The organism is Kitasatospora sp. MAP5-34, assembly GCF_029894335.1.
Lineage (GTDB): Bacteria > Actinomycetota > Actinomycetes > Streptomycetales > Streptomycetaceae > Kitasatospora.
Genome location: NZ_JARXZC010000027.1, coordinates 25,243 through 45,705 on the forward strand (window position 1 = coordinate 25,243; position 20,463 = coordinate 45,705).

Genomic DNA, 20,463 nt, shown 5'->3' on the forward strand with positions numbered 1-20,463 from the left:
GTCTCCGCCGCCAAGGACGGAGCGGAAGTCAGGGGCGGGTCCGCGTCACCCGGTCCAGTCGACGAGGATGCCGATCGTGCCGGTCAGGTCGTCGTCGAGGCGGTGGAACGCGCCGGCCACGTCGCCCTGGGGGAAGCGGTGGGTCACCAGCCCGGCCAGATCCAGCCGCCGCTGGGCGACGAGGTCGAAGAACAGACCGACGTTGCGGCGGAACGGCCAGCGCACGACCGGCGTCCGCTCCGCGCGCTGGATGTGGCTGTCGTGCACGCCGACGACGGTCTGGCTGCGCCTCAGCACTTCACCGCCGATGGCCTGCTGGGCCGGGAAGGGCGTGTCGCCGACCAGCACGATGGTGCCGCCGGTGGCGGTGTACTCGGACGCCGCCGCCAGGACGGACGGCGATCCCGTCACGTCGTAGGCGACGTCGACGCCGCCGGTGGCCTCGAGGATCCGGTCGCGGGCCGCTGCGGCCGGGACCGTGGTGGCACCCGCGCGGCGGGCGGCGGCCAAGCGCGTCTCGTCGCCTCCGACGCACCACACCGTCGCCGCCCCGGCCACGGCCGCGTATCGGGCCACCAGTTGGCCGAGCGGCCCGAGGCCGATGACCGCAGCGTGGTCGCCGAGCACCGGTTCGGCGCGGCGCACGGCGTGCTGGGCGATCGCCGACAACGCGAACCACACCGCGTCCTCGTCGGACACCTCGTCCGGGATCCGGTACGACCTCGACTCCTCCGCGACGGCGTAGGTCTGGTAGCCGGCCCGGGTCGCCACCCGGTCGCCCACCGCCAGGGACCGCACCGCTGCCCCGGTCGCGATCACCTCTCCGACCATGCTGTACCCCGGCGTGAACGGGTATTTGATCCACTGCGCCCAGTGAGTGCCCGGCGCGAAGTCGGCGCGGTAGCACACGCGGTCCGTGCCGGAACTCAGTAGCGACTTCCGCGCCCGCACCAGGATGTCGTGGGGGCCCAGCGCGGGCAGCGGGACCGATCGCATCTCCACCTGCCGCGGCTCGGTGATGACGGCGCGGCTCGTCGTGGTCATATCCATGTACGGCCGCTACCTTGTCTGGTCACCCGGATTCCGGTCGACGGGATAGAAGCTTCCACTCTAATGTCTTCCTCTCTCGACCGAATGTGCTCTGCAGAGAAATTTTGCACTTTCGGGGCGGCGCCGGAACAGCCGCCAGGGCACTAGCCGGGGCAGTGCTGATTGCCCTTTCAGTCGGCCCCGACTGCCCTTTCAATCAGCGCCGCCGGTTCCGACGACTCGATCTGCCTGTTCGTCTATTCAGAACCTTGCCCGCGAAAGCACGGCGTTGTACGGTTTGGGTCCGTCGGCGCATCACGGCCCGGCCGACCGCATCGTACCGACGGGTTAAGGTGCCGACGGGTCGCAGTGTCCGGATCCGGGCCCCGGGAAATCCGGCAAAATTCCGCCGTTGAAAGCCGCACCACCCGCTGGGGATTCCCTGACTGATTGCGGCCTGTCTTGCCGTGAAAGGACGCTGTCCGCGTGTCGAATAGAGCGCTGAATATTCAGGTCGAGTTCACCGCCGATATGCCGCGGAAGACGTACCGGGCGTTCGACTCGAGTCCGGTCTGGGGGACACCGGTCAAGGTCGACCCGCTTCGGGCGCCGGCGTTGGCGGAGCGGTTGCTCACGCTGGACGAGCTGGTGTCGTGCTACGCCGACGAACTCATCGGGCCGGACGACGAGGAATGTACGGTGATGGGCTATTGCCTGGGCGCCAACTTCACCCTCGCCCTGGCCAAGGCCGTGTCCCGCCGGATTCCCGTCACCAAGGTGGTCCTCCTCGATCCGGCTGAGCTGAGCCGGGAGCAGTGCCAGATCGTCCTGAACCGGCTCGCCGGCGGACCCGACACCGACCCCGACGCCCCGGACATCCGGGAGATCCCAGCCGACCAGGCGTTCTCCCTGGGCGCCGCCCATCTCAGGGCCAGGCTCGACCGGACACTGGCGAACCTGCCGGACGCCGCGCGGGTGGAACTGCTCCGGATGAACACCTCATGGTTCGGCTTCGCCCTCGCGTCCGCGACCGCCGACCTGCCGCAGTTGGACGTCGACCTGCGCTCGGTCTTCAGCCGCGACGTTCAGGGCTCCGGATTCATCCCCATTTCGGACGGCGTGGACCGGCTCGACGTCCCCGCGTCCGAGTTCTTCTCGGCGCTCTGCGGCTCGGACCTCGTCGCCGCGCTGCGGTGACGCCGTGCCCCGCGACCCTTCACCCGTCACTCATCCGTCGACAGCAGGAGGGCACGATGATCTCTGCCAGCGAGCGATCGGCCGCTCCCGAGACCGTCCGCCGGCTCCTCGGCCCCGGGTACGGGGCCGACGATCGGCCATGTATCGACGACGGCGCGGGTTTGGTGACCCGAGCGGAACTGCGCAGCCGCGTGCTGACGCTCGCCGCGAGGATCAGCGATCTCGCCGGGCCGAACGCCCTGGTAGCGGTGCTGTGCCACCGGGGGCGCGACTTCGTGGCCTCCGCGCTCGCCGTCCACCACTCCGGCGGCGCCCACCTGCCGCTCGACACCTCCCACCCGGACGAGCGTCTCGCGACGGTGCTGGCCTCGGCGGAGCCCGACCTCGTCCTGACCACCTCGTACCTTCTCGACCGGCTGCCGCCCGGGACGGCGGCGCTCCTGCTCGACACCGGTGAGGTGGCCGGCCGGGCGGCCACCCGCACGACGCGGTGCGACGGCCTCGCCTACGTCACGTACACCTCCGGCACCACCGGACGCCCCAAGGGGGTCGCCGTCACGCACGAGGGGCTCCGCGGGTACTTCCAGGCGCTGGACCACGAGATCGGGGCGGACCCGGACCAGGTGTGGCTCGCGGCCAGCAGCGTGACCTTCGACTCCAGCGTCGGCGAGATCCTGTGGCCGGTGGTCAGCGGGCATCTCGTCCGGCTCGGGGGCAACACCTTCCCCGAACTCGTGGACGAGGTACTGGACCCGACGCGGCGGATAACCCACATGCAGTGCGCACCGACGCTGCTTCGCCTGCTGCTCTCCGAGCCCGGCGCCGACGAACGGCTCCGCGCGGCCCACTCGCTGCTCATCGGCGGCGAGGCCTTCCCGCTCGACCTGGTCCCGGTGCTGCACACAGGCTCGGCCGGCCCACGGCTGGTGAACGTGTACGGGCCGACCGAGGCGACCGTGTGGGTGTCGAGGTGCGATGTTGCCCCCGGGGCAGTCGGCCCGGTCAGCGTGGGCTCGCCCAGCGAGGGGAACGTGCTGCGGGTGCTCGACGAGCAGCTGGAGCCGGTCGCACCCGGCGGGATCGGCATGCTGTGGATCGGCGGCCGCCAGGTGGCGGCCGGCTACTGGAACGACCCGGGCCTGACCGAGAAGTCATTCCGCCCGGACCCGTTCGCCGGCGGCTCGGCGCGGATGTACCGGACCGGCGACCTGGCCGTGCTGACCGAGGACGGCATCGTGCTGGTCGGCCGCGAGGACGACCAGGTCAAGGTACACGGCAACCGCGTGGAGCTCGGCGAGGTCGAGAAGGCGCTCCGCGCCGCCCCGGGGGTCCAGGACGCGGTGTGCCTGGTCGACCGGGACACCGCGGCCGCCTCCCTGCTGGTCGGCGTGTGCGCCGGAGACGGCCTGGACCGCAACGCGGTGCGGGCCCACCTGGCCGGCCTGCTGCCCGGCTACATGGTCCCCAGCCGGATCGTCATCCGGGACCTGCTCCCGATGACGGTGGCTGGCAAGGTCGACCGGCGGCAGCTCGCCCTCGACCTGGGCGTCTAGCCCCCGGCGGGCCCCGCAGCCCTGCACACCGACCCCGCCCACGCCTGGCTCCTGGACTCCTGAACCCGGCACGCCCAGTCCGCTCCACCCCAACCAGCACGCCACCCTGAAGGGATTCCCATCATGAGCAGTCAGTCCCCCTGCGGCCTCGCCGTCGTCACCGGCGCGAGCGTCGGCATCGGCCGCGCCACCGCCCAGGCCCTGGAGAAGGCCGGATACACCGTCATCTCCGCGGCCCGCCGCCTGCCCACCTTCCCATCCGCGTCCACCGGCATCACCACACACCAGCTCGACGTCACCGACCCGGACTCGGTGGCCGAACTGGAGCGCACCGTCGCCGCGCACCCCGTACCGCTGACTCTGTTGGTGAACAACGCCGGCATCCCCACCCACGCGGACACCATCGCAGACAGCGACCTCGCCGACTGGCGCGCCACCTACGAAACGAACGTCATCGGCTCCGTCCGGACCACCCAGGCCCTGCTGCCCCACCTGGTCGCCAACCGCGGCCACGCCGTGTTCATCGGATCCACGGTCGCCCGCGTCGCCTACGAGCGTGGCGCCGCCTACGCCGCCAGCAAGCACGCGCTGACCGCCATGGTGCAGACCCTGCGGCTGGAGCTGAACGGCGAACCCGTCCGCATCACCGAGATCGCCCCCGGCATGATGCGCGGCGACGAAGCCGGCGGCGAGTTCATGCGCGAGCGGTTCAACAACGACCCGCAGGCCATCGCCGCCGTCTACCAGGGCGTCGAGCACCCGCTCACGCCCGAGGACATCGCCGAGTGCGTCAGGTGGTGCGCGACCCTCCCTCCCCACGTGGACATCGACCTGATCGAGGTCCGGCCCCTCGCTCAGGCCGCCCAGCACAAGGTGCATCGCACGAGCTGACCCCACCGGGCCGGGGATCTGCCCAAGGCCCCCGGCCCGCCCTCAACCCGCTTGGGAGACCGCCATGCCCTCCGCCCAGCCGCCCACCACCCGAGTGGTGATGATCCTGCGCCACTTCACCGTCGGTGGCCTTGAGCGCGTCCTGCTCTCACACGTGCGCATCCTGCTCGCCGCCGGATACCAGGTCACCGTCTGCGTCCTGGACCCCGGACGCGACAACGCGCTCGTCGCCGAACTGCCGCCGCAGGCACAGCTCGTCATCGTCCCACCCGGCCGACTCCGCCGCGTCGCCTTCCTTTCACGCATCGTCAGCGGCGCGACCGTCCTGCTCCAGTTCGGTGACGGCCGGCTCTATCCGTCCATCCGACCGGCCCTGCGCACGGCCCGCACCGTAGTCCGCTTCTGCCACTCCGACTACTCCCACCTGCGCACCCCCACGAAGAACCGGCTCGACCGGTTCCTGGCCCGCTCCGAGGACACCATCGTCGCCGTGGGCGGCCGCTCCACCCGTTTCCTGCTCGACGACGTCGGCGTACCCGCAAGCAAGGTCATCACCTTGACGAACGCCACCGAACCCCGCGCGGCCGTGCCGGCCCCGCCCTGGAGCTGGGCACGCGACCCCTACCTCGTCTCCGTCCAGAGCCTGTACCCCCACAAGGGCCACGACAGCCTGCTGGCCGCCTTCGCCCGCGTGCTGGCCCGCATCGACCAGCCGGTCCGACTGGTCGTCATCGGCGACGGAGACCAGACCATCGCGCTGCGGCTGCTCGCCGACCGGCTCGGCATCACAGACCAGGTCGTCTGGCTCGGCGCCGTATGGCAGAAAGACCTCGTGGACAGCGTCCTGGCCGGCGCGAGCGCGTTCGTTTCCGCGAGCCGCTTCGAAGGGGTTCCGATCTCCATCCTGGAGGCCCGCCAGCACGGCCTTCCGCTGGTGCTCACCGACATCCCCGGCCACCGCGACGGCGCCGGCACCTCACCAGCCACCTTCATACCCGTCGACAACACCGAGGCGTTCGCCGACCAGGTGCTCAACGTTCTCGCTCGCACCCGACCGAGTGACCTGCACCAGCCCGACACCCACCAGCTCACCCGCGAGTGGGAGACCTACCGCGACGGCCTCCTCGCGATCGTCGCCGGCGCCTGCGGCTCAGCGGCCGCCACCGCCCCGCGTACCGTGGACGCCTGACGCCCCGCCACCGGCGCATCCGGCGCGGAAGACTCCCGATACGGTGGACGACCGCGCCGGTCGCCGGCCCGCTCGCGCTACGCTCGTTGACCACCCCGACTACCGAGGAGCCGGTGCCAGCGTGCCGTCGTTCTCCCTTCTTCCCCATGCCACACAGCTCGAACAGCTCGAACGGCTGACCCGGGCCGCACTCAGCGAGCACTACGGAATCGACGGCGACGCCGTCATGGAGGTGCAGCAGTACGAGGACAACGCCGTCTGGCGCGTCACCCCACCCGGCAGCAACGACTCCTACGTGGCTCGGCTCTCCGTCCGAGACGGCCGTCCGGCCCACCAGCAGGTCAGTGAGATGCGCTGGCTGGAAAGCCTGGCCCATGCGCACACCGTCGCCGTTCCCGTGCCGGTACCCGCCGCCGACGGCTACGTGGTCCCCGTCGCCGTTCCCGGCCACGACGAGCTGTCCACCCTCGCGGTCCTCCGCTGGCTGCCCGGCACCGCAGAACCGCCCTACCGCCGGCCCGGGGTCGCGGTGGAGATGGGCCGCGCAGCCGCCCACCTCCACCAGCACGCCGCGACCGTTCCGCTGATTGACTTCGACCGGCCGGTGTGGAACGCGCAGACGATCCTGCAGCAAGGGCACGCCCTCGCCACCACGCAGGGCCACGACCAGCTGGGCGCCGACGGAACCCGGGTCCTGCGTACCATCGCCGAGCTGATCACACCGGCGCTGCAGGAGGGCAGCCCGACCGATCGCGGGCGCATCCACGGTGACCTGCACCGAGAGAACATGATCGCGCTGCCCGACGGCAGCGGGGTAGGCATCATCGACTTCGACGACTGCGGAACCGGCCACTATCTGCTGGACATCGCCACCGTGCTCTCGTCCATCCACCGCATCGCCCGTCAGGAACCGGGCGCCTACGAGGACTTCGCCCGCGCGTTCCTCGCCGGCTACACCGCAGTTCGTCCCCTGCCCGCCGACACCAGCCGACTCCTTGAGCCCTACCTGCTATTGCGGGACGCCTTCGTACTCAACTTTGTCACCACCGCCATTCCCGTCAACGCGGACGTCGCCTCCTGGGGGCCAGGCCGGATCGCCGGCATCGTCTCGAACATGACGGCCTACCTGGAAGGCACCCCCTACCCCGGCAACCTTCCCCTGCCGGAGCACCTGCTGCCGACGCTGGGGTAGCAGGCAGCGGTTCTCCTAACGGCCATACTTGGCGTGCGCACCCGGACCAGGACGTCCTCGGGGTGCTCGACCCGCAGCGTCGGCACGGACTCGACGGTGAGCGGGCGGCCCGGTCCAGACCGCCGCCCGAATCCGCGACTGCACCTCGGCCGTCATCCGCCCTGCCCGACGAGCGCCCCGCCGAACCACGAGACCGTGCGCTGCAGGCCCTCGTCGAACCCGACCACGGGCCGGTAGGCCAGCGCCTCGCCGACCGCACCGAGGTCCGCGAGCGCCGAGGCCACGTCGCCCTGCCGGGGCGGCGCCGACTGCGCCTCGATCGCGGCGACGTCGGCGTGGTGGTCGGCGAGGGCACCGCGCAGGAGTGTGAACAGTTCCCTGATGGACGTGCCGTGCCCCGTGCCGACGTTGAAGGTGGCGGGCGCGCCGGGGCCCTGCGCGGGCCGGGTGGCTGCCAGCAGGTTGGCGAGCACGACGTTCTCGACGTAGGTGAAGTCCCGCGACTGGGTGCCGTCGCCGTAGATCACCGGGGCGTCGCCGGCCAGCAGCGTCCGGATCCAGCGCGGGATCACCGCCGAGTACGGTCCGTCGGGGTTCTGGCGCGGCCCGAACACGTTGAAGTAACGCAGTCCGGTCATCGGGATGCCGTAGATCCCCTGGTAGACGGCTGCGAGCTGTTCCATTGCCCGCTTGCTGACGGCGTACGGCGACATGGCATTGCCGAGCACGTCCTCGCGGCGCGTCACGGTGGAGACGTCGCCGTAGACGGAACTGGAGCTGGCGTACACGACACGGCTGACCCCGGCGTCCCCGGCGGCCCGGAACAGGTTCGCGGAACCGCCGATGTTGACGTCGATCACCTTGTCGGGCTCGAGCAGCGAGCGGGGCACGGAGTTCAACGCCGCCTGGTGCAGCACGACATCCACGTCCTGCACGGCGTCCCGGCAGTTCTCGAGCGACCGCAGGTCGCCTTCGACCAGCCGGAACCGGTCCCACTGCTCAGGCAGGACGCGCGCCCTGACGTCCTCGAGGTTCGCCGTCGTACCGGTGACGAAGTTGTCGAGTCCCACGACCCGGCGGTCGGCGCCGAGCAGGGTTTCGAGCAGGTGCGATCCGATGAATCCGGCCACGCCGGTGACAAGCCAGGTGTCCGGCAGCGTGGCGCGGTGTCGGGGTGACAGCTGAAAAGTAGACATGGGTCTCCCAATTGACGGGCAGGTCAGAGCACTGCGACACCGGGTCGGCCGCCCAGCCTGCCCCGGGTGTCGAAGAGCAGCCGCGGCGTGTTCGCGTCGAACTGCGCACGGTACTGCGCGTGCCACTGGAGCAGGATCGTGACGTCGGCGGCGCGCAGCGCGGCATCGAGCCCGTCGACGCGGTCGACCGCCCGGCCGTCGACGGACCAGGAGTCGACGAAGGGGTCGTGGTACCGGACGACCGCACCCCGGCTCCTGAGTTGCCGCACCACGTCGTCGGCGGGGGACTCGCGCCGGTCCGCCACGTCCGCCTTGTAGGTGACGCCGAGGAGGAGGACGTCGGCCCGCGCGAGGTCGCCGTTCGGGCGGGCGAGCAGGGCGGCGGCGCGCTGCACCACGTACTCCGGCATGCCGTCGTTGATCTGTTGCGCCAGGTCGATCATCCGGGTCGTGACGCCGAGCTCCCTGGCCTTGTAGGACAGGTAGAGCGGATCGACCGGGATGCAGTGGCCGCCGACCCCAGGGCCCGGCGTGAAGCTGGCGAACCCGAACGGCTTCGTCCGCGCGCAGGCGATCACGTCCCACACGTCGATGCCCAGGCTGTGGCTCACCATGGCGAGCTCGTTGACCAGCGCGATGTTCACCTGTCGGTAGGTGTTCTCGAGGATCTTGGCCATCTCGGCTTCTCGCGTGCCCTTGGCCGGTACGACTTCCTTGACGAAGGAACTGTAGAAATCCAGTGCACGCCGCGTGCACCCCGGGGTGTGCCCGCCCACGATCCGAGGGGTGTTGCTTATTCCGTATTCGGCATTGCCGGGGTCGATGCGCTCGGGGGCGAAGGCGAGGGCGAAGTCCTCCCCCGCCACCAGCCCGGACTCTTCGAGGATGGGCCGCACCACGTCATCCGTGGTACCGGGATAGGTTGTGGACTCGAGGACGACCAGCGTCCCCGGCCGCAGCCGACGCGCTGCCAGCCGTGCGGCCGTGACGACGCTCGTCAGGTCGGGCGCCCCGTCGGCGGTCAGGGGGGTGGGCACGCACAGCACGATGACATCGGCGGCGCGCACCACCTCCCCGTCCCCACTGGCGTCGAATCCGGCCGCCAGCATTTCGACGACGTCGTCGTCGCTCACACCGTCGACGTGGGAGGCGCCGGCGTTCAACCGAAGCGCTACGCGGGGGTTCGTGTCGTATCCGCACACCCGCAAGCCGGCGCGTACGGCTTCGCGGGCGAGGGGGAGGCCCACGTAGCCGAGCCCGACGACCAGGAGGTCGACGGCGATTTCGTCACTCATCGTCGCCCCCGTGCACCGCCGCGGCTGGCCGGCGGATCTCGGCGACCGGATCCGCCGCGCCCCACGCGCGTCGCCCGATGGCGCCGCCGCGGATGCCGAGACGCGCGGTGGACCGGAGGAAGTCGTGGAGCACCGTCGCCGAGCTGGCCGGAGAAAATATCCTACGCATTCGAATATCGCGCCCACTGAAGACCGGCTGGCTCGTGGTCGTTATCGCTGAGTTCATCAGCTCATCGCTCCTTCCCGGCCGCAAGCCGTATCCGTGTGCGGTGCGGCGGTTTCGAGAACTTGGTCGGTCTCGAGAGCTTGGTCGGTCTCGAGAACTTGGTCGGTCAGGCTCTCGGAATGCATGTGTTCTGCACGGCATTCGGACGGCGGTCGCGGCCGTTCGGCCCTGATGCCTGATGAGGGTCGCCACCAGATTTTGACCGGGCCCAGGAGCGGAAAGAAGAGCTTTTAGGGCACCGGTCAGGTCAGCGTCGGCTGCCTCTCCGGACAGTTTCGAGTGTCTTCCTGGGGGTAGTGCCGCCAGTCACAACCGAGCGATCGCGCATGTGATGCCGTGACGCGACGAAGGGGTTGTTCGTGTCGGCGGACTCGATGCAGGCCGAGCTCGCCGCCGCGCGAAAGAGAATCCGCATGACCCCGTGTCCGACATCCGGGGTCAACGCCCGTGACCGCCTCGCCCGAGCGCTGCGCCCAGTTCCCCCCGCCCGCGGATGCCGAGTTTGCGGAAGCTGTTGGTGAGGTGGGTTTCGACGGTGCGGACGGCCAGGTGGAGGAGGGTGGCAATCTGGGCGTTGGAGTGGCCTTCGATGGCGAAGCGGCAGATGCGGCGTTCACTGTCGGTGAGGGCGGCGACGCCGGTGTGGTGGGTTTTGGTGGGGCGGGCGCCGGATTCGAGCAGGAGGTCTCCGGCGAGGGCCAGCAGACGGTGGGCGCCGATGCGTTCGGCCCGTTCGGCGGCTTCGCGCAGGCTCTGGCGGGCGGCGGCACGGCGGCCGCTCTCGCCGAGCATCCGGCCGTGAGTGAGCAGGGCGGGGACGAGTTCGGTGTCGACCTCGGCGGCCCGGAGCAGGTCGACGGCTTCGGCGGCCATGGCGAGGCCGCGTCGGCCGCCGGTGGCGGCGCCGAGGGTGCGCATTGCGCGGCCGATGGTGCGTGGGGTGCCCCAGGCGCGGGCGAGATCGAGTTCGGTGGCGGCGAGGGCGGCGGCAGGGCCGGGGTTGCCGAGGGCGAGGTGGCAGTCGGCGGCGGCGGAGCGCCAGGGGGTGACGATCGGGCTCTCGACGTGCCGTTCGCTCTGCCGGGCTCCGCATTCGATCAGGTCGGCGAGGGCGGCGGCGGGGTCGCCGGAGGCGAGGTGGAGCAGGCCGCGGGCGTAGAGGTACTCGTTCCACTCCCAGGAGTCGGAGGCGCCGGTGGCGTGCCGGGCGAGTTGGTGGGCCTGGGTGAGCCGGCCGGTCTCGACGAGGGCGAGGACTCCCTGGGCGAGCAGGTGGGTGTTGTCGAGGGCGGGCAACTGGTCGGTGGTGAAGCCGAGTTCGTCCAGGAGTTGCCGGTACTGGCCGCGCATCACGCGGCTCTCGGCCCGTACGCTGAGCAGGCTCTGGCGGGCGGGGTGGAGCAGCGGGCCCTGGTGTTCGGCGAGCCCCTGGGTGACGATGCGGTCGGTTTCGGGGAACTGTTCGGCCCACTGGGCGAGGGTGGCGGCGGAGGCGAGGACGTAGGCGCCGGAGAAGGGGTCGAGCGGGAGTGAGGTCAACTCCCGTACCCTGGTGATGACTTCAGCGGCAGAGAGGTGGCCGATGGTGGAGTCGTACTCGGTGAGCAGGGCCCAGGCGGCGGGGGCGAGCCGCCTGGGGGCGCGGGCGGCGATGCGGCGCAGACCCTCCACGACCTGGAGCCAGCTGTCGCCGTCGTGAGAGGCGATCAGGGCGGCGGCGGCCTGGACGGCTCCGGCCAACTCGGGGCGTTCGGCGAAGCGTTCGGCGAGTTGTTCCAGGATGTCGAGGGCGGCGGGGGTCCGGCCCTGTCCGGCGAGGGCGGCGCTGAGGGCGTTGGCGGCTTCGAAGACCCGTTCGTCGGACTGGTGCAGGTACACGGCCTCGGTGAGGTGCCGGATGCCTGCGGCGTGGTCGGCGGGGCCGAGCGAGATCTCCAGGCAGCCGAGTTCGGTGAGAGCGGTGCTGTGGGTGAGGGCGGGAAGCTCCTCGTCGAGGGCGCGGCGCAGGTAGCCGACGGCGGCCCGGTCCTGCTCGGCGCGCTGGGCGGCGTGGGCGGCGCGGAGCAGGACGTCGGCGGCCCAGGGGCCGTCCGGGCCCGGGGCGTGCAGGAGGTGTTCGGCGATCAGTTCGTCGGGCTCGCCCCGGCGGTGCAGGGCGGTGGCGGCGGCCCGGTGGGCCTGGGCGCGGCGGGCCGGGCCCCAGCCGTCGAGGACTGCCTCGCGTAGCAGCGGGTGGGCGAAGCGGGGCCAGTCGCCGGTCCGGCCCGGCAGCAGCAGGCCCTGGCGGTGGAGTTCGGCTGTCAGGTCGGCGAGGCGGGCCGGGTCCTCGTCGGTGAGTTCGGCGAGGGCGGTGGCGGTCGGAGGTGTGCGGTCGGGGTGGCCGAGGTGGTGGCCGAGCTGGTGGCCCTGGAGGGTGGCGAGGGTGCGGACGGCGGTGGCGTGGCCGTCGCCGGCACTGTGCAGCCAGAGGTCGACGGCGTCGAGGTAGGCGCCGGCGGGGAGTCCGGCGCAGTCGGCGGGAAGGGTGAGGCAGCCGACTGTGCGGGTGGTTTCGCGCAGGTCGGTGAGCAGGGCGTCGAGCAGCATCGGGTTGCCGCCGGTGGCGCGGGCGCAGTCGTCGGCGAGGGCCTGCGGCGCGGCGGTGCCCAGGTGTCGGCGGACGACCTCGCCGACGGCGGGCGGGCCGAGCGGGCCGATCCGGCAGTGCCGGGCGAGCGAGGCGGGCAGGGTGCGGCCAAAGCGGGGGGCCTGGGTGCGGAGTTCGCGTTGGCGGCGTTCGGTGGTGATGAGCAGGATCGGGAGGCGGTCGATGCGGCGGGCGAGTTGGAGCAGCCAGCGGCGGGAGGGGGTGTCGGCGAGGTGGATGTCGTCGACGGCGATCAGCAGCGGGTGGTGGGTGGCGTGCAGGTGCAGCGGTTCCCACAACCCGGCTTCGGCGTCTGCGGAGGGCCCGGCGGACGGCGGTCCTGGTTGTGCGGGGTAGGGGTACCCGGCGCCGATGCTGAAGAGCTGGCGGGCGGCGGCGTACTCGTCCTCGGCTTCGTCGGCGGAGCAGCGGGCCCAGAGCGCGTGCATGCCGTGGGTCTCCTGGTGGCGGACGACGGCAGCGAGGAGGGCGCTGCGGCCGACGCCGGCGGGGCCGGTGAGGAGAAGGACGCTGCCATTGCCATGGCGGGCGCGTTCGGCCAGGCCGGTCGCGAGGGCAAGGGGCCAGGTGCGTTCGGGCAGGTTTGACGGCTGCTCCGCCGGGGCCACGGCGGCGAGTACGGCCGGGTCGGTGGTGGTGGTCATGGCGCTTCCCCCTCCGCAACGGGCCGAGGCCGGGGCTGGGCACCCCGGTGGCGCGTCTGCGCTGTTCCACCTGACACACGTATGTGACGGGGTCCCCGGATGCCCAGGGCGGACGGCCAAGGCCGTGATCTTGGTCACGCCGGCGGGTGGTCGGGGTCACCGAACTCGTGGTCTGCCCACGATAGCCGTGGTGCTTGGCCTACGGAGAGTATGACGGCCCCGGCCCGAACGGCCGTGAGCGGCTGCCCGAGCGGCCGTGGGCGGCTGCCCGAGCGGCCGCGTCGCATACGAAAACGTCCTGCGGTGGGCCGACCCACGCACGACACCCGGAGGAGGAAACCCGTGACCGTACCGAACTCCCAGACCATCCCACGGCCGGGGTCCCGGGTGGCCGTCGTGGTGCACGCGCCGGACCCGATCTCGCGGGCCGGGGCAGAGAGCCAGCTCAAGCAATGCCCCGGGGTCGAGGTGCTGCCCGAGCGGGAGGCGCGCCCGGGGGTGATCGCGCTGCTGCTGGCCGACGCCGTGGACGCCACCGTGACGGGGGCGCTGCGGCGGCTGGTGCGCGGGGGTGAGACCCGGGTCGTGCTGGTGGTCGATCAGATCCGTGAGGGCGAGCTGCTGGACGCGGTCGAGTGCGGGGTCGGGACGATTCTGTGGCGGCGGGAGGCGACGGCGGAGCGGCTGGGGCGGGCGGTGCTGGCGGCCTCGCGTGGGGAGGGTGACCTCCCGGCGGATCTGCTGGGCCGTCTGATCACGCAGATGGGGCGGTTGCAGCGGAGCGTCCAGGGGTTGCCGGGGTTCTCGCCGCCGGGGGTGTCGGAGCGGGAGTGCGATGTGCTCCGCCTGATCGCCGAGGGGTGGGACACGGCGGAGATCGCGGCGAAGCTGTCGTACTCGGAGCGGACGGTGAAGAACGTGCTGCACGGGCTGACGACGCGTCTGCAGCTGCGCAACCGGGCCCACGCGGTGGCGTACGCGATGCGTGAGGGCTGCATCTAGCCTCGGGCTTTCATGGGGCAAGGCTGTTGGTGTACGCGGGCGGCGCACTGGACCTCACCGGCCTGCAGGTGGCCTGCCGGAGCGTGGGTGTCGCGCCGTCCTGTGCGGACGGCTGATCTTCGTCGGCCATGGGTATGACCATTCCAGTGCGCCCACCGCCGGGCAAAGCTACTGGCCGTAGCCAATCTCGACCTGGTGAAATTTTCTGCGCCGCCCGACACGGGGGAGTGGAGCGGCCTGAATGCGCCCTTGTTGTGCTAGCGGTCCAGCGCTAGCTTGAGGTATGGCCAAGAAGCAGCTGAATGTCCGGGTGGACGCCACCACCGCCGAGATGGCCCGTGAGCGGGCGGAGCAGCAGGGGATCAGCATGAACCAGTACATCGAACGGCTCGTCCAGCAGGACATGGGCGAGGCCGGGCGGCTGTTCGTGGAGAAGGCCGCGCAGTTCATGAAGGAGTACGAGACTGCGTTCCTCTCCGAGTTCGGCGAGCGCGGTCAGGCCGACCTGCAGGACGTGCGTCGTTGAACCTTGAGGTCGACCTCTCCTGGCTGCTCATGACAGCCGAGCAGTACACCCCGGGCGATCCGCAGGTCACCGACTACGGATCGCTGCTCGCGGCGGTCGCCCGCCACCAGGCCGACATCTTCGACATCGCCGTCTACCCCGAGCCGCAGGACCGCGCCGCCGCGCTGATGCACCAGCTGATCCGCGTCCCCGCGCTCGAGCGGACCAACGAGTTGTTCGCCACCGCAGTCGCCTACGCCTACCTGGTCGCCAGCGGCTGCAACGTCGCCACCACCGCCCGTGAGGTGCGCAGCCTCGCCCGTGCGATCCGCGAGGGCAAACTCGGCGTCGGCGGTGTGGCCGAGCGGCTGGCCGCCTGGGTGGTGACCGAGCCGGAGGAGGAGGGCGTCAGCGGCGAGGACGACGGGGAGGAGGGCGAAGCCGACTGAGCACGATGCCACCCGAGCACGATGCCACCGAACCCGATGCCACCCGAGCCCGACGCCGCCATCAGCACGATGCCGACTGAGTACGATTGGGGGTCACCCCACATGCTCCCCAGGCCGAGGACTCACGGACGTTGCTGCAGGACATCGAGCGCTACCTGGCCTGCCCGCACTGCGCACAGCAGCTCGCCCTCGACGGGCGGACGCTGCGCTGCGCCGCAGGTCACAGCTTCGACCAGGCCAAGCAGGGGTACGTGAGCCTGCTCGCCGGTGACGCGCACACCGGCACCGGCGACACCGCCGACATGGTCGCGGCCCGCAGCGACTTCCTCGCCGCCGGACACTACCTCCCGATCGTCGACGCGCTGGCTGCGGCCGCCGGGCAGTCCGAGGGCCTGGTGGCGGACCTCGGAGCCGGTACCGGCTACTACCTCGCCCACGTGCTGCGTCGGACGGGAGGCGTCGGTGCCGCGCTCGACATCTCCAAGTACGCGCTGCGCCGCGCTGCCAAGGCGCACCCGAGCATCGGGGCCGTCGTCTGTGACGCGTGGCGCCCGCTCCCGCTGCGCGACGGCAGTGCGGATCTGGTGCTGAACGTCTTCGCACCGCGCAACGGGCCCGAGATCCGACGGGTGCTGCGGCCAGGCGGCCGGCTGCTGCTCGTCTCGCCGACCTCGCGTCACCTGAGGGAACTGGTGGGGGCGCTGGGCCTGCTCTCGGTGGACGAGGACAAGGAGCGCCGGATCGACGAGAAACTCAGCCCCTGGCTGACCAGGACCGACCGGGTCGAGGTCGAGTTCCGGCTGAGTCTGTCGCGGGCCGACGCGGCGGCCGTCGTCGCCATGGGCCCGAACGCCTGGCACACGGACTCCGGCAAGCTCGCCGCCGCTCTGGCCGTGTTGCCCGAACCCGTCGAGGTGACCGGGTCGGTCCAGGTCACGACGTACCACTGACCCTGCACCGCTGACCCTGCACCACTGACCTTGTGCCACTGACCTTCGCTCCCGACAGGAGCCACGGAGGTCACGGAGCTGCCAACTCGTTGGGATGAATCTCGTGAGGAGGCACGTTTCTGCTCTCCTTACGCGGGCTAAGGTCCCCCGAGTGACCAGCGAAGCTCTCAAATCCGCCGTCCGCCCTGTCCTTCGCCCCACCGTCGAGGAGCTCCGGCTCACCTCCTTCAAGTCATACCGTCGGACGACTCTCCCGCTCTCGCCGCTGACCGTCCTGCACGGGCCGTCGGGCGTCGGCAAGTCGAACGCGCTGGACTCGCTGGCCGTGCTCTCCCGGCTCGCGCTCGGCGAGCAGATCGGCCCGTCCCTGGACGGAATCGGCGGTACCGCCGGGCCGCTCGCCGCACCGGTCCGGGGTGGGCTGGCCGGCTGCGTGCCGCACGGCCGGAACGCGATCATCCTGGGCTGCACGGTGCGGTCCGGCGCGGGGCCGATCCGGCTCGAACTGGTGGTCCGTACGGACGGCCCGGTGCGCGTCGCCCGCGAGTGGCTGACCTGCGACGGCCGGACCCTGGTCGAGACCGGCGAGCAGGACGTGGCAAACGGCAAGGTGAACGTCACCTGGCACAACGACACCCGGCAGGGTGACATCCGGGCGCCTTTCCCCAGCAACACCCTGATCACCACTCAGATCCCGCTCCGGGTGGCCGGGTCCTCGCCCGGCGAGCGGATGGTACTGGCCGCGAGCGAGCACCTGCTCACCGCGCTGCGCGAGGTCTTCCCGCTCCACCCGGTCCCCGCGCTGATGCGTGACTGGGCGAAGCCCGACCCGGACGCCCGCCTGCTCGGCTCCGCCGCCAACATCTCCGCCGTACTGGCCCGGCTGAAGAGCGACTGCAGCCGCCGGTACGGCAGGCTGCTCAAGGCCGTCCAGGCGGCGGCGCCGCACCCGCTGCTCGGACTGGACGTGGCCCGGCGCGGCCCCGAGGCGCAGGAGCGGCTGCTCGCCGTCTTCGACGAGGGCGTGCTCGGCCGGACCGGCGCGGACCAGGCCTCGGACGGGATGCTGCGGTTGCTCGCCTTCGCCGCCGTGCTGCTCACGGGGGCCGGGGTGCTGGACGTCGACCCGGCCGACGAGGTGCCCTCGGCCCACCGTCAGCTCACGGTGCTCGCCGAGGACCTGGGCGCGGGGCTCGGCGCGGAGCAGACCGCCTCGCTGCTGCGGGTGGCCCGGGAGGTGTGCGAGCGGGAGGACGTCCGGCTGCTCGGCGCGCTGCAGGATCCGGCGGCCGCGCGCGAGGCGGGCGGGGCGGAGCTGATCGAGTGCCGACGGGATCCGGCCACCGGGCACAGCGTGCTCCGGCCCGAGTCACCCCGGGTGCCACCGCAGGCGGTGGGGGCCATGGGGTAGACCTGGCTGCGTGACTGATCAGGAGAAGCACGGCTCGGCAGGAGCTCCGCCGCATACTCAGCTGGACACCCCGCCGCACGCCCCGCCGCACGCCCCGCTGGACAGCCCGCCGCCCACCCCGCTCGGCTTCGCCCGGGACACTTCGTTGGGTGAGCTCCAGCGGCGGCTGACGGATTTCGCGGCGGCCCGTGACTGGCAGCCCTTCCATGTCCCGAAGAACCTGGCCGCCGCGCTCAGTGTGGAGGCCGGGGAGCTACTGGAGATCTTCCAGTGGCTGACGCCGGAGCAGGCGGCGGCGGTGATGGACGACCCGGGCAGCGCGAACCGGGTGCGGGACGAGGTCGCCGACGTGCTGGCGTACCTGCTCCAGTTCTGCACGGCGGTCGGGGTGGACCCGGTGGCCGCGTTGGCCGCGAAGATCGAGCGGAACGAGCTGCGGTTCCCGGTGCCGGGTGGGGGCGCGGGCGGGGCTGCTGGGGGTTCGGACGAGGGCGCGGAGGGGTAGCGGGTCGCTCGTGTGGGTGACCTTGGTTATCCACAGGGCGGGGTTGTCCACAGCTTTTCAGCGGTTGCTGCGCGGAGTTGATCCGCGCAGCACGCTTGCGCCGTGACCCACCGTCGGAAACGACGGCCCGACGCGAGCGAGGGGAGCGGCGACCCATGGACGCGCTGCGACTGATCAAGACGGCCCGGCATGCGCTGGCGGAGGCCAGGACGGCGTCGGACGCGCTGACGGAGGCTTGGCAGGCCGGGCTGCTCACCGAGGCGATCGGGGCCAGGATCGCCGAGCGGGAGAACGGGGAGGTCGGCGTGCTCGGGCAGTTGCTCTGCGACGCGGGAGCGCACGCCGTGAGCTGCCTCGACCAGCCTCCGACCGGGCCGGTGCCGGACGACGCCGCGTGCCTCGACTGGAACCGGGAGGACTGGAACCGGGCCGACTGGAGCGGTACCGGCCGGGCGGCCCGGCTCGGCGAGGTCGGCGACCTCGAACCCGCCCTGGAGGAACTCGGCCGACTGCTCCACGAAGCCGCCGAGACGCTGGTGGTGCTGGCCTGCGGCGCAGCTGCGGAGAGCTTGTACTGGCGGTGCATCGACGGGGTGGACGCCGGTGCGGAGTGCAAGGACCTCGTTGCTGAACTGCTCCGCACGGTCCGGAAGGATGCGGACACTCCCGAGTGCCCCGAACTCACCGAACTCACCGAACCCACCGAACTGACCGATCTCACCGAGTGCGCCGATTTCGCCGATTTCCCGGAGTTTCCCGAGTACTCCGACCGTGCGGCGGGTTGCCGGGGCCCGGGCCGGGTGGGGCCCGGGCCGGTCACGGATCAGTGCGCCGAGCTGGGCGTACCGATACTGCTGGTCCCGCTCTCACCGCCGGTCGCGGGGCGCGGCTACCAGCCCGGGGCGGCTGAGCAACCCGCTGAGCTGCCGGCAGCGCCTCGCCCGTCGGCAGCACGGGTGCCGGAGGACTGCAGTTCGGCGTCGAGCCCGGCCAGGTCCGCGTTGAGGGAGGCGAGCAGTTCCTGCATCTGCTCGAGCAGGGTCATGGGCGTGGCGGGTGTCGCAGGCGTCGCAGGTTCCTCGGGCGTCACGGGCATCGCGGGCGTCGCGGGTGTCTCGGACGAGGGCTCGGACATGAGGGGGCCCCTCCAGCTCGGTAGTGCGGTCTGAGTCGTCGGGACGGCGGCCGGAGCGGATGCCCGGGCCGACAGCCCGTCGGTCCAACGAACCCGCTCCGTGCCCGGTCACCGCAGACCACTCGTAGCGGTCCAACAGATCGACTCGGTAAGCCTCAGGAGTGAGCGCGGCTTGCGGCACACCCGCTCGGTCGGTTAGGGCCCCGGTTGCTCGGGAGCCGATCATCGGCGGGCCCCGAGCGAGCCTGAGAAACGGCAGGTCCGAGGCAGGCCCGAGAAAACTGACAGCCCCCGGCCGTCACGTAGGACGGGCCGGGGGCCGGGGCCTGGAAGAGAGTGCAGGAGGTCAGTTGTGTGCGTGCAACTCGGTGTTGAGACCGCCCCACGAGCCGGACCGGGCGATCACCTCGACCGCACCGCTCTGCGAGTTGCGGCGGAACAGCAGGTTGTCCTGGCCGGACAGCTCGACCGCCTTGGCGATCTTCCCGTCCGGGGTGGTCACCCGGGTGCCGGCGGTGACGTAGAGGCCGGCCTCGACCACGCAGTCGTTGCCCAGCGAGATACCGATGCCCGCGTTGGCGCCGAGCAGGCAGCGCTCGCCGACCGCGACGACCTGCTTGCCGCCACCGGACAGGGTGCCCATGATCGAGGAGCCGCCGCCGATGTCGCTGTGGTCGCCGACCACGACGCCCGCGCTGATCCGGCCCTCGACCATCGAGGTGCCCAGCGTGCCGGCGTTGAAGTTGACGAAGCCCTCGTGCATCACGGTGGTGCCGACGGCCAGGTGGGCACCGAGGCGGACACGGTCCGCGTGCGCGATCCGGACGCCGCTCGGGGCGACGTAGTCCGTCATGCGCGGGAACTTGTCGATCCCGTACACGGCCAGCTGGCCGCCCTGGGCGCGGACGGCGAGCCGGGCCGGCTCGACCTTGTCCACCTGTACCGGGCCGATGCTGGTCCAGGCGACGTTGGCGAGCAGACCGAAGAGGCCGTCCAGGTTCTGGCCGTGCGGCTTGACCAGACGGTGGCTCAGCAGGTGCAGCCGCAGGTACGCGTCGTGTGCATCGAGCGGCTTCTCGTCCAGCGAGGAGATGGTGGTGCGCACCGCGACCACGTCGACGCCCCGGCGGGCGTCGCTGCGCAGGGCTGCGGAGGCGCCTTGGCCGAGCGCGGCCTCGGCCTCCTCGGTGCTGAGCCGTACGGTGCCGGCCGGGCCGGGCTCCGCGACGAGCTCGGGTGCGGGGTACCAGGTGTCGAGGACGGTGCCGTCGGCAGCGATGGTCGCCAGACCGGTGGCGACAGCGCCGCTTGCGAGGGAGGAGGTTTCAGCAGTCACATCGTGCACGTTAACGAATTCCGGCGACCGCTGCCGAACGCGCTCACCGTGCGGACACGCCCGCCCCGGACAAAACCCAATGCCCTTCCCGGTCTTGCTCCGCGATACTCG

Annotated in this window: 18 protein-coding genes; 12 read left to right on the top strand and 6 right to left on the bottom strand. The window is 71.6% G+C overall.

Annotation, left to right across the window (positions count from 1 at the left end; genetic code table 11):
- Positions 1-45 precede the first annotated feature (45 nt).
- Positions 46-1,044 (bottom strand): zinc-binding dehydrogenase, encoded by a 999-nt coding sequence (locus P3T29_RS21490; RefSeq protein WP_280718183.1) that lies wholly within the window; start codon positions 1,042-1,044, stop codon positions 46-48.
- 471 nt (positions 1,045-1,515) lie between these two features.
- On the opposite strand from P3T29_RS21490, the gene P3T29_RS21495 reads away from it, so the two are divergent.
- From P3T29_RS21495 to P3T29_RS21515, 5 genes are all read left to right on the top strand, one after another.
- A complete protein-coding gene (locus tag P3T29_RS21495; protein ID WP_280718184.1) occupies positions 1,516-2,226 on the top strand; it encodes a hypothetical protein in 711 nt (236 codons plus the stop codon).
- Positions 2,227-2,282: 56 nt separating this feature from the next.
- Positions 2,283-3,779 carry an amino acid adenylation domain-containing protein gene (locus P3T29_RS21500; RefSeq protein WP_280718185.1) on the top strand — a complete coding sequence of 499 codons (1,497 nt, stop codon included), beginning with the start codon at positions 2,283-2,285 and terminating at the stop codon, positions 3,777-3,779.
- A gap of 123 nt (positions 3,780-3,902) precedes the next feature.
- Positions 3,903-4,670, top strand: a complete 768-nt coding sequence (locus tag P3T29_RS21505) for an SDR family NAD(P)-dependent oxidoreductase (protein WP_280718186.1) — start codon at positions 3,903-3,905, stop codon at positions 4,668-4,670.
- Positions 4,671-4,734: 64 nt separating this feature from the next.
- Positions 4,735-5,859: a glycosyltransferase gene (locus tag P3T29_RS21510; RefSeq protein WP_280718187.1), complete on the top strand. Its 1,125-nt coding sequence runs from the start codon at positions 4,735-4,737 to the stop codon at positions 5,857-5,859.
- A 121-nt stretch (positions 5,860-5,980) separates the two neighbouring features.
- Positions 5,981-7,051, top strand: coding sequence for a phosphotransferase (locus P3T29_RS21515; RefSeq protein WP_280718188.1), 1,071 nt, complete (start codon positions 5,981-5,983; stop codon positions 7,049-7,051).
- Between the two features lie 152 nt (positions 7,052-7,203).
- Here P3T29_RS21515 and P3T29_RS21520 read toward each other — a convergent pair whose 3' ends face one another.
- The 4 genes from P3T29_RS21520 to P3T29_RS21535 all read right to left on the bottom strand — a co-directional run bounded on the left by P3T29_RS21520 (position 7,204) and on the right by P3T29_RS21535 (position 13,059).
- Entirely contained in the window at positions 7,204-8,247 is a 1,044-nt protein-coding gene (locus P3T29_RS21520; protein ID WP_280718189.1) for an NAD-dependent epimerase/dehydratase family protein, read from the bottom strand.
- Positions 8,248-8,270: 23 nt separating this feature from the next.
- Entirely contained in the window at positions 8,271-9,542 is a 1,272-nt protein-coding gene (locus tag P3T29_RS21525; RefSeq protein ID WP_280718190.1) for a nucleotide sugar dehydrogenase, read from the bottom strand.
- The gene (locus P3T29_RS21530; protein ID WP_280718191.1) at positions 9,535-9,768 is read right to left on the bottom strand and encodes a hypothetical protein; all 234 of its coding nucleotides are present in this window, start codon (positions 9,766-9,768) and stop codon (positions 9,535-9,537) included. Before P3T29_RS21530 ends, P3T29_RS21525 begins: the two co-directional genes overlap by 8 nt.
- 438 nt (positions 9,769-10,206) lie before the next feature.
- On the bottom strand, positions 10,207-13,059 hold the full coding sequence (locus tag P3T29_RS21535; protein ID WP_280718192.1) for a LuxR family transcriptional regulator: 2,853 nt from the start codon (positions 13,057-13,059) through the stop codon (positions 10,207-10,209).
- Between the two features lie 342 nt (positions 13,060-13,401).
- Between P3T29_RS21535 and P3T29_RS21540 the strand changes: the two genes are divergently transcribed.
- The 7 genes from P3T29_RS21540 to P3T29_RS32725 all read left to right on the top strand — a co-directional run bounded on the left by P3T29_RS21540 (position 13,402) and on the right by P3T29_RS32725 (position 19,050).
- A complete protein-coding gene (locus P3T29_RS21540; RefSeq protein WP_280718193.1) occupies positions 13,402-14,061 on the top strand; it encodes a response regulator transcription factor in 660 nt (219 codons plus the stop codon).
- 283 nt (positions 14,062-14,344) lie between these two features.
- Positions 14,345-14,587: a toxin-antitoxin system HicB family antitoxin gene (locus P3T29_RS21545; protein ID WP_280718194.1), complete on the top strand. Its 243-nt coding sequence runs from the start codon at positions 14,345-14,347 to the stop codon at positions 14,585-14,587.
- Positions 14,584-15,015: a fic family toxin-antitoxin system, toxin component gene (locus P3T29_RS21550; protein WP_280718195.1), complete on the top strand. Its 432-nt coding sequence runs from the start codon at positions 14,584-14,586 to the stop codon at positions 15,013-15,015. Before P3T29_RS21545 ends, P3T29_RS21550 begins: the two co-directional genes overlap by 4 nt.
- 131 nt (positions 15,016-15,146) lie before the next feature.
- Positions 15,147-15,965, top strand: a complete 819-nt coding sequence (locus tag P3T29_RS21555) for a putative RNA methyltransferase (protein WP_280718196.1) — start codon at positions 15,147-15,149, stop codon at positions 15,963-15,965.
- A 151-nt stretch (positions 15,966-16,116) separates the two neighbouring features.
- Entirely contained in the window at positions 16,117-17,376 is a 1,260-nt protein-coding gene (locus P3T29_RS21560) for an ATP-binding protein (protein ID WP_280718197.1), read from the top strand.
- A gap of 145 nt (positions 17,377-17,521) precedes the next feature.
- Positions 17,522-17,881, top strand: coding sequence for a nucleotide pyrophosphohydrolase (locus P3T29_RS21565; RefSeq protein WP_280718246.1), 360 nt, complete (start codon positions 17,522-17,524; stop codon positions 17,879-17,881).
- 155 nt (positions 17,882-18,036) lie between these two features.
- Positions 18,037-19,050, top strand: a complete 1,014-nt coding sequence (locus P3T29_RS32725; protein ID WP_348532851.1) for a DUF6099 family protein — start codon at positions 18,037-18,039, stop codon at positions 19,048-19,050.
- 312 nt (positions 19,051-19,362) lie between these two features.
- On the opposite strand, the gene dapD is transcribed toward P3T29_RS32725, so the two are convergent.
- Positions 19,363-20,361 carry a 2,3,4,5-tetrahydropyridine-2,6-dicarboxylate N-succinyltransferase gene (dapD, locus tag P3T29_RS21575; RefSeq protein ID WP_280718198.1) on the bottom strand — a complete coding sequence of 333 codons (999 nt, stop codon included), beginning with the start codon at positions 20,359-20,361 and terminating at the stop codon, positions 19,363-19,365.
- Positions 20,362-20,463 lie beyond the last annotated feature (102 nt).

Bases quoted from the DNA above. Each gene is read 5' to 3' on its own strand.
- P3T29_RS21520 (WP_280718189.1), bottom strand. From the start codon at position 8,247: ATGTCTACTTTTCAGCTGTCACCCCGACACCGCGCCACGCTGCCGGAC.
- P3T29_RS21530 (WP_280718191.1), bottom strand. From the start codon at position 9,768: ATGAACTCAGCGATAACGACCACGAGCCAGCCGGTCTTCAGTGGGCGC.
- P3T29_RS21535 (WP_280718192.1), bottom strand. From the start codon at position 13,059: ATGACCACCACCACCGACCCGGCCGTACTCGCCGCCGTGGCCCCGGCG.
- P3T29_RS21505 (WP_280718186.1), top strand. From the start codon at position 3,903: ATGAGCAGTCAGTCCCCCTGCGGCCTCGCCGTCGTCACCGGCGCGAGC.
- P3T29_RS21510 (WP_280718187.1), top strand. From the start codon at position 4,735: ATGCCCTCCGCCCAGCCGCCCACCACCCGAGTGGTGATGATCCTGCGC.
- P3T29_RS32725 (WP_348532851.1), top strand. From the start codon at position 18,037: ATGGACGCGCTGCGACTGATCAAGACGGCCCGGCATGCGCTGGCGGAG.
- P3T29_RS21525 (WP_280718190.1), bottom strand. From the start codon at position 9,542: ATGAGTGACGAAATCGCCGTCGACCTCCTGGTCGTCGGGCTCGGCTAC.
- P3T29_RS21500 (WP_280718185.1), top strand. From the start codon at position 2,283: ATGATCTCTGCCAGCGAGCGATCGGCCGCTCCCGAGACCGTCCGCCGG.
- P3T29_RS21490 (WP_280718183.1), bottom strand. From the start codon at position 1,044: ATGACCACGACGAGCCGCGCCGTCATCACCGAGCCGCGGCAGGTGGAG.
- P3T29_RS21545 (WP_280718194.1), top strand. From the start codon at position 14,345: ATGGCCAAGAAGCAGCTGAATGTCCGGGTGGACGCCACCACCGCCGAG.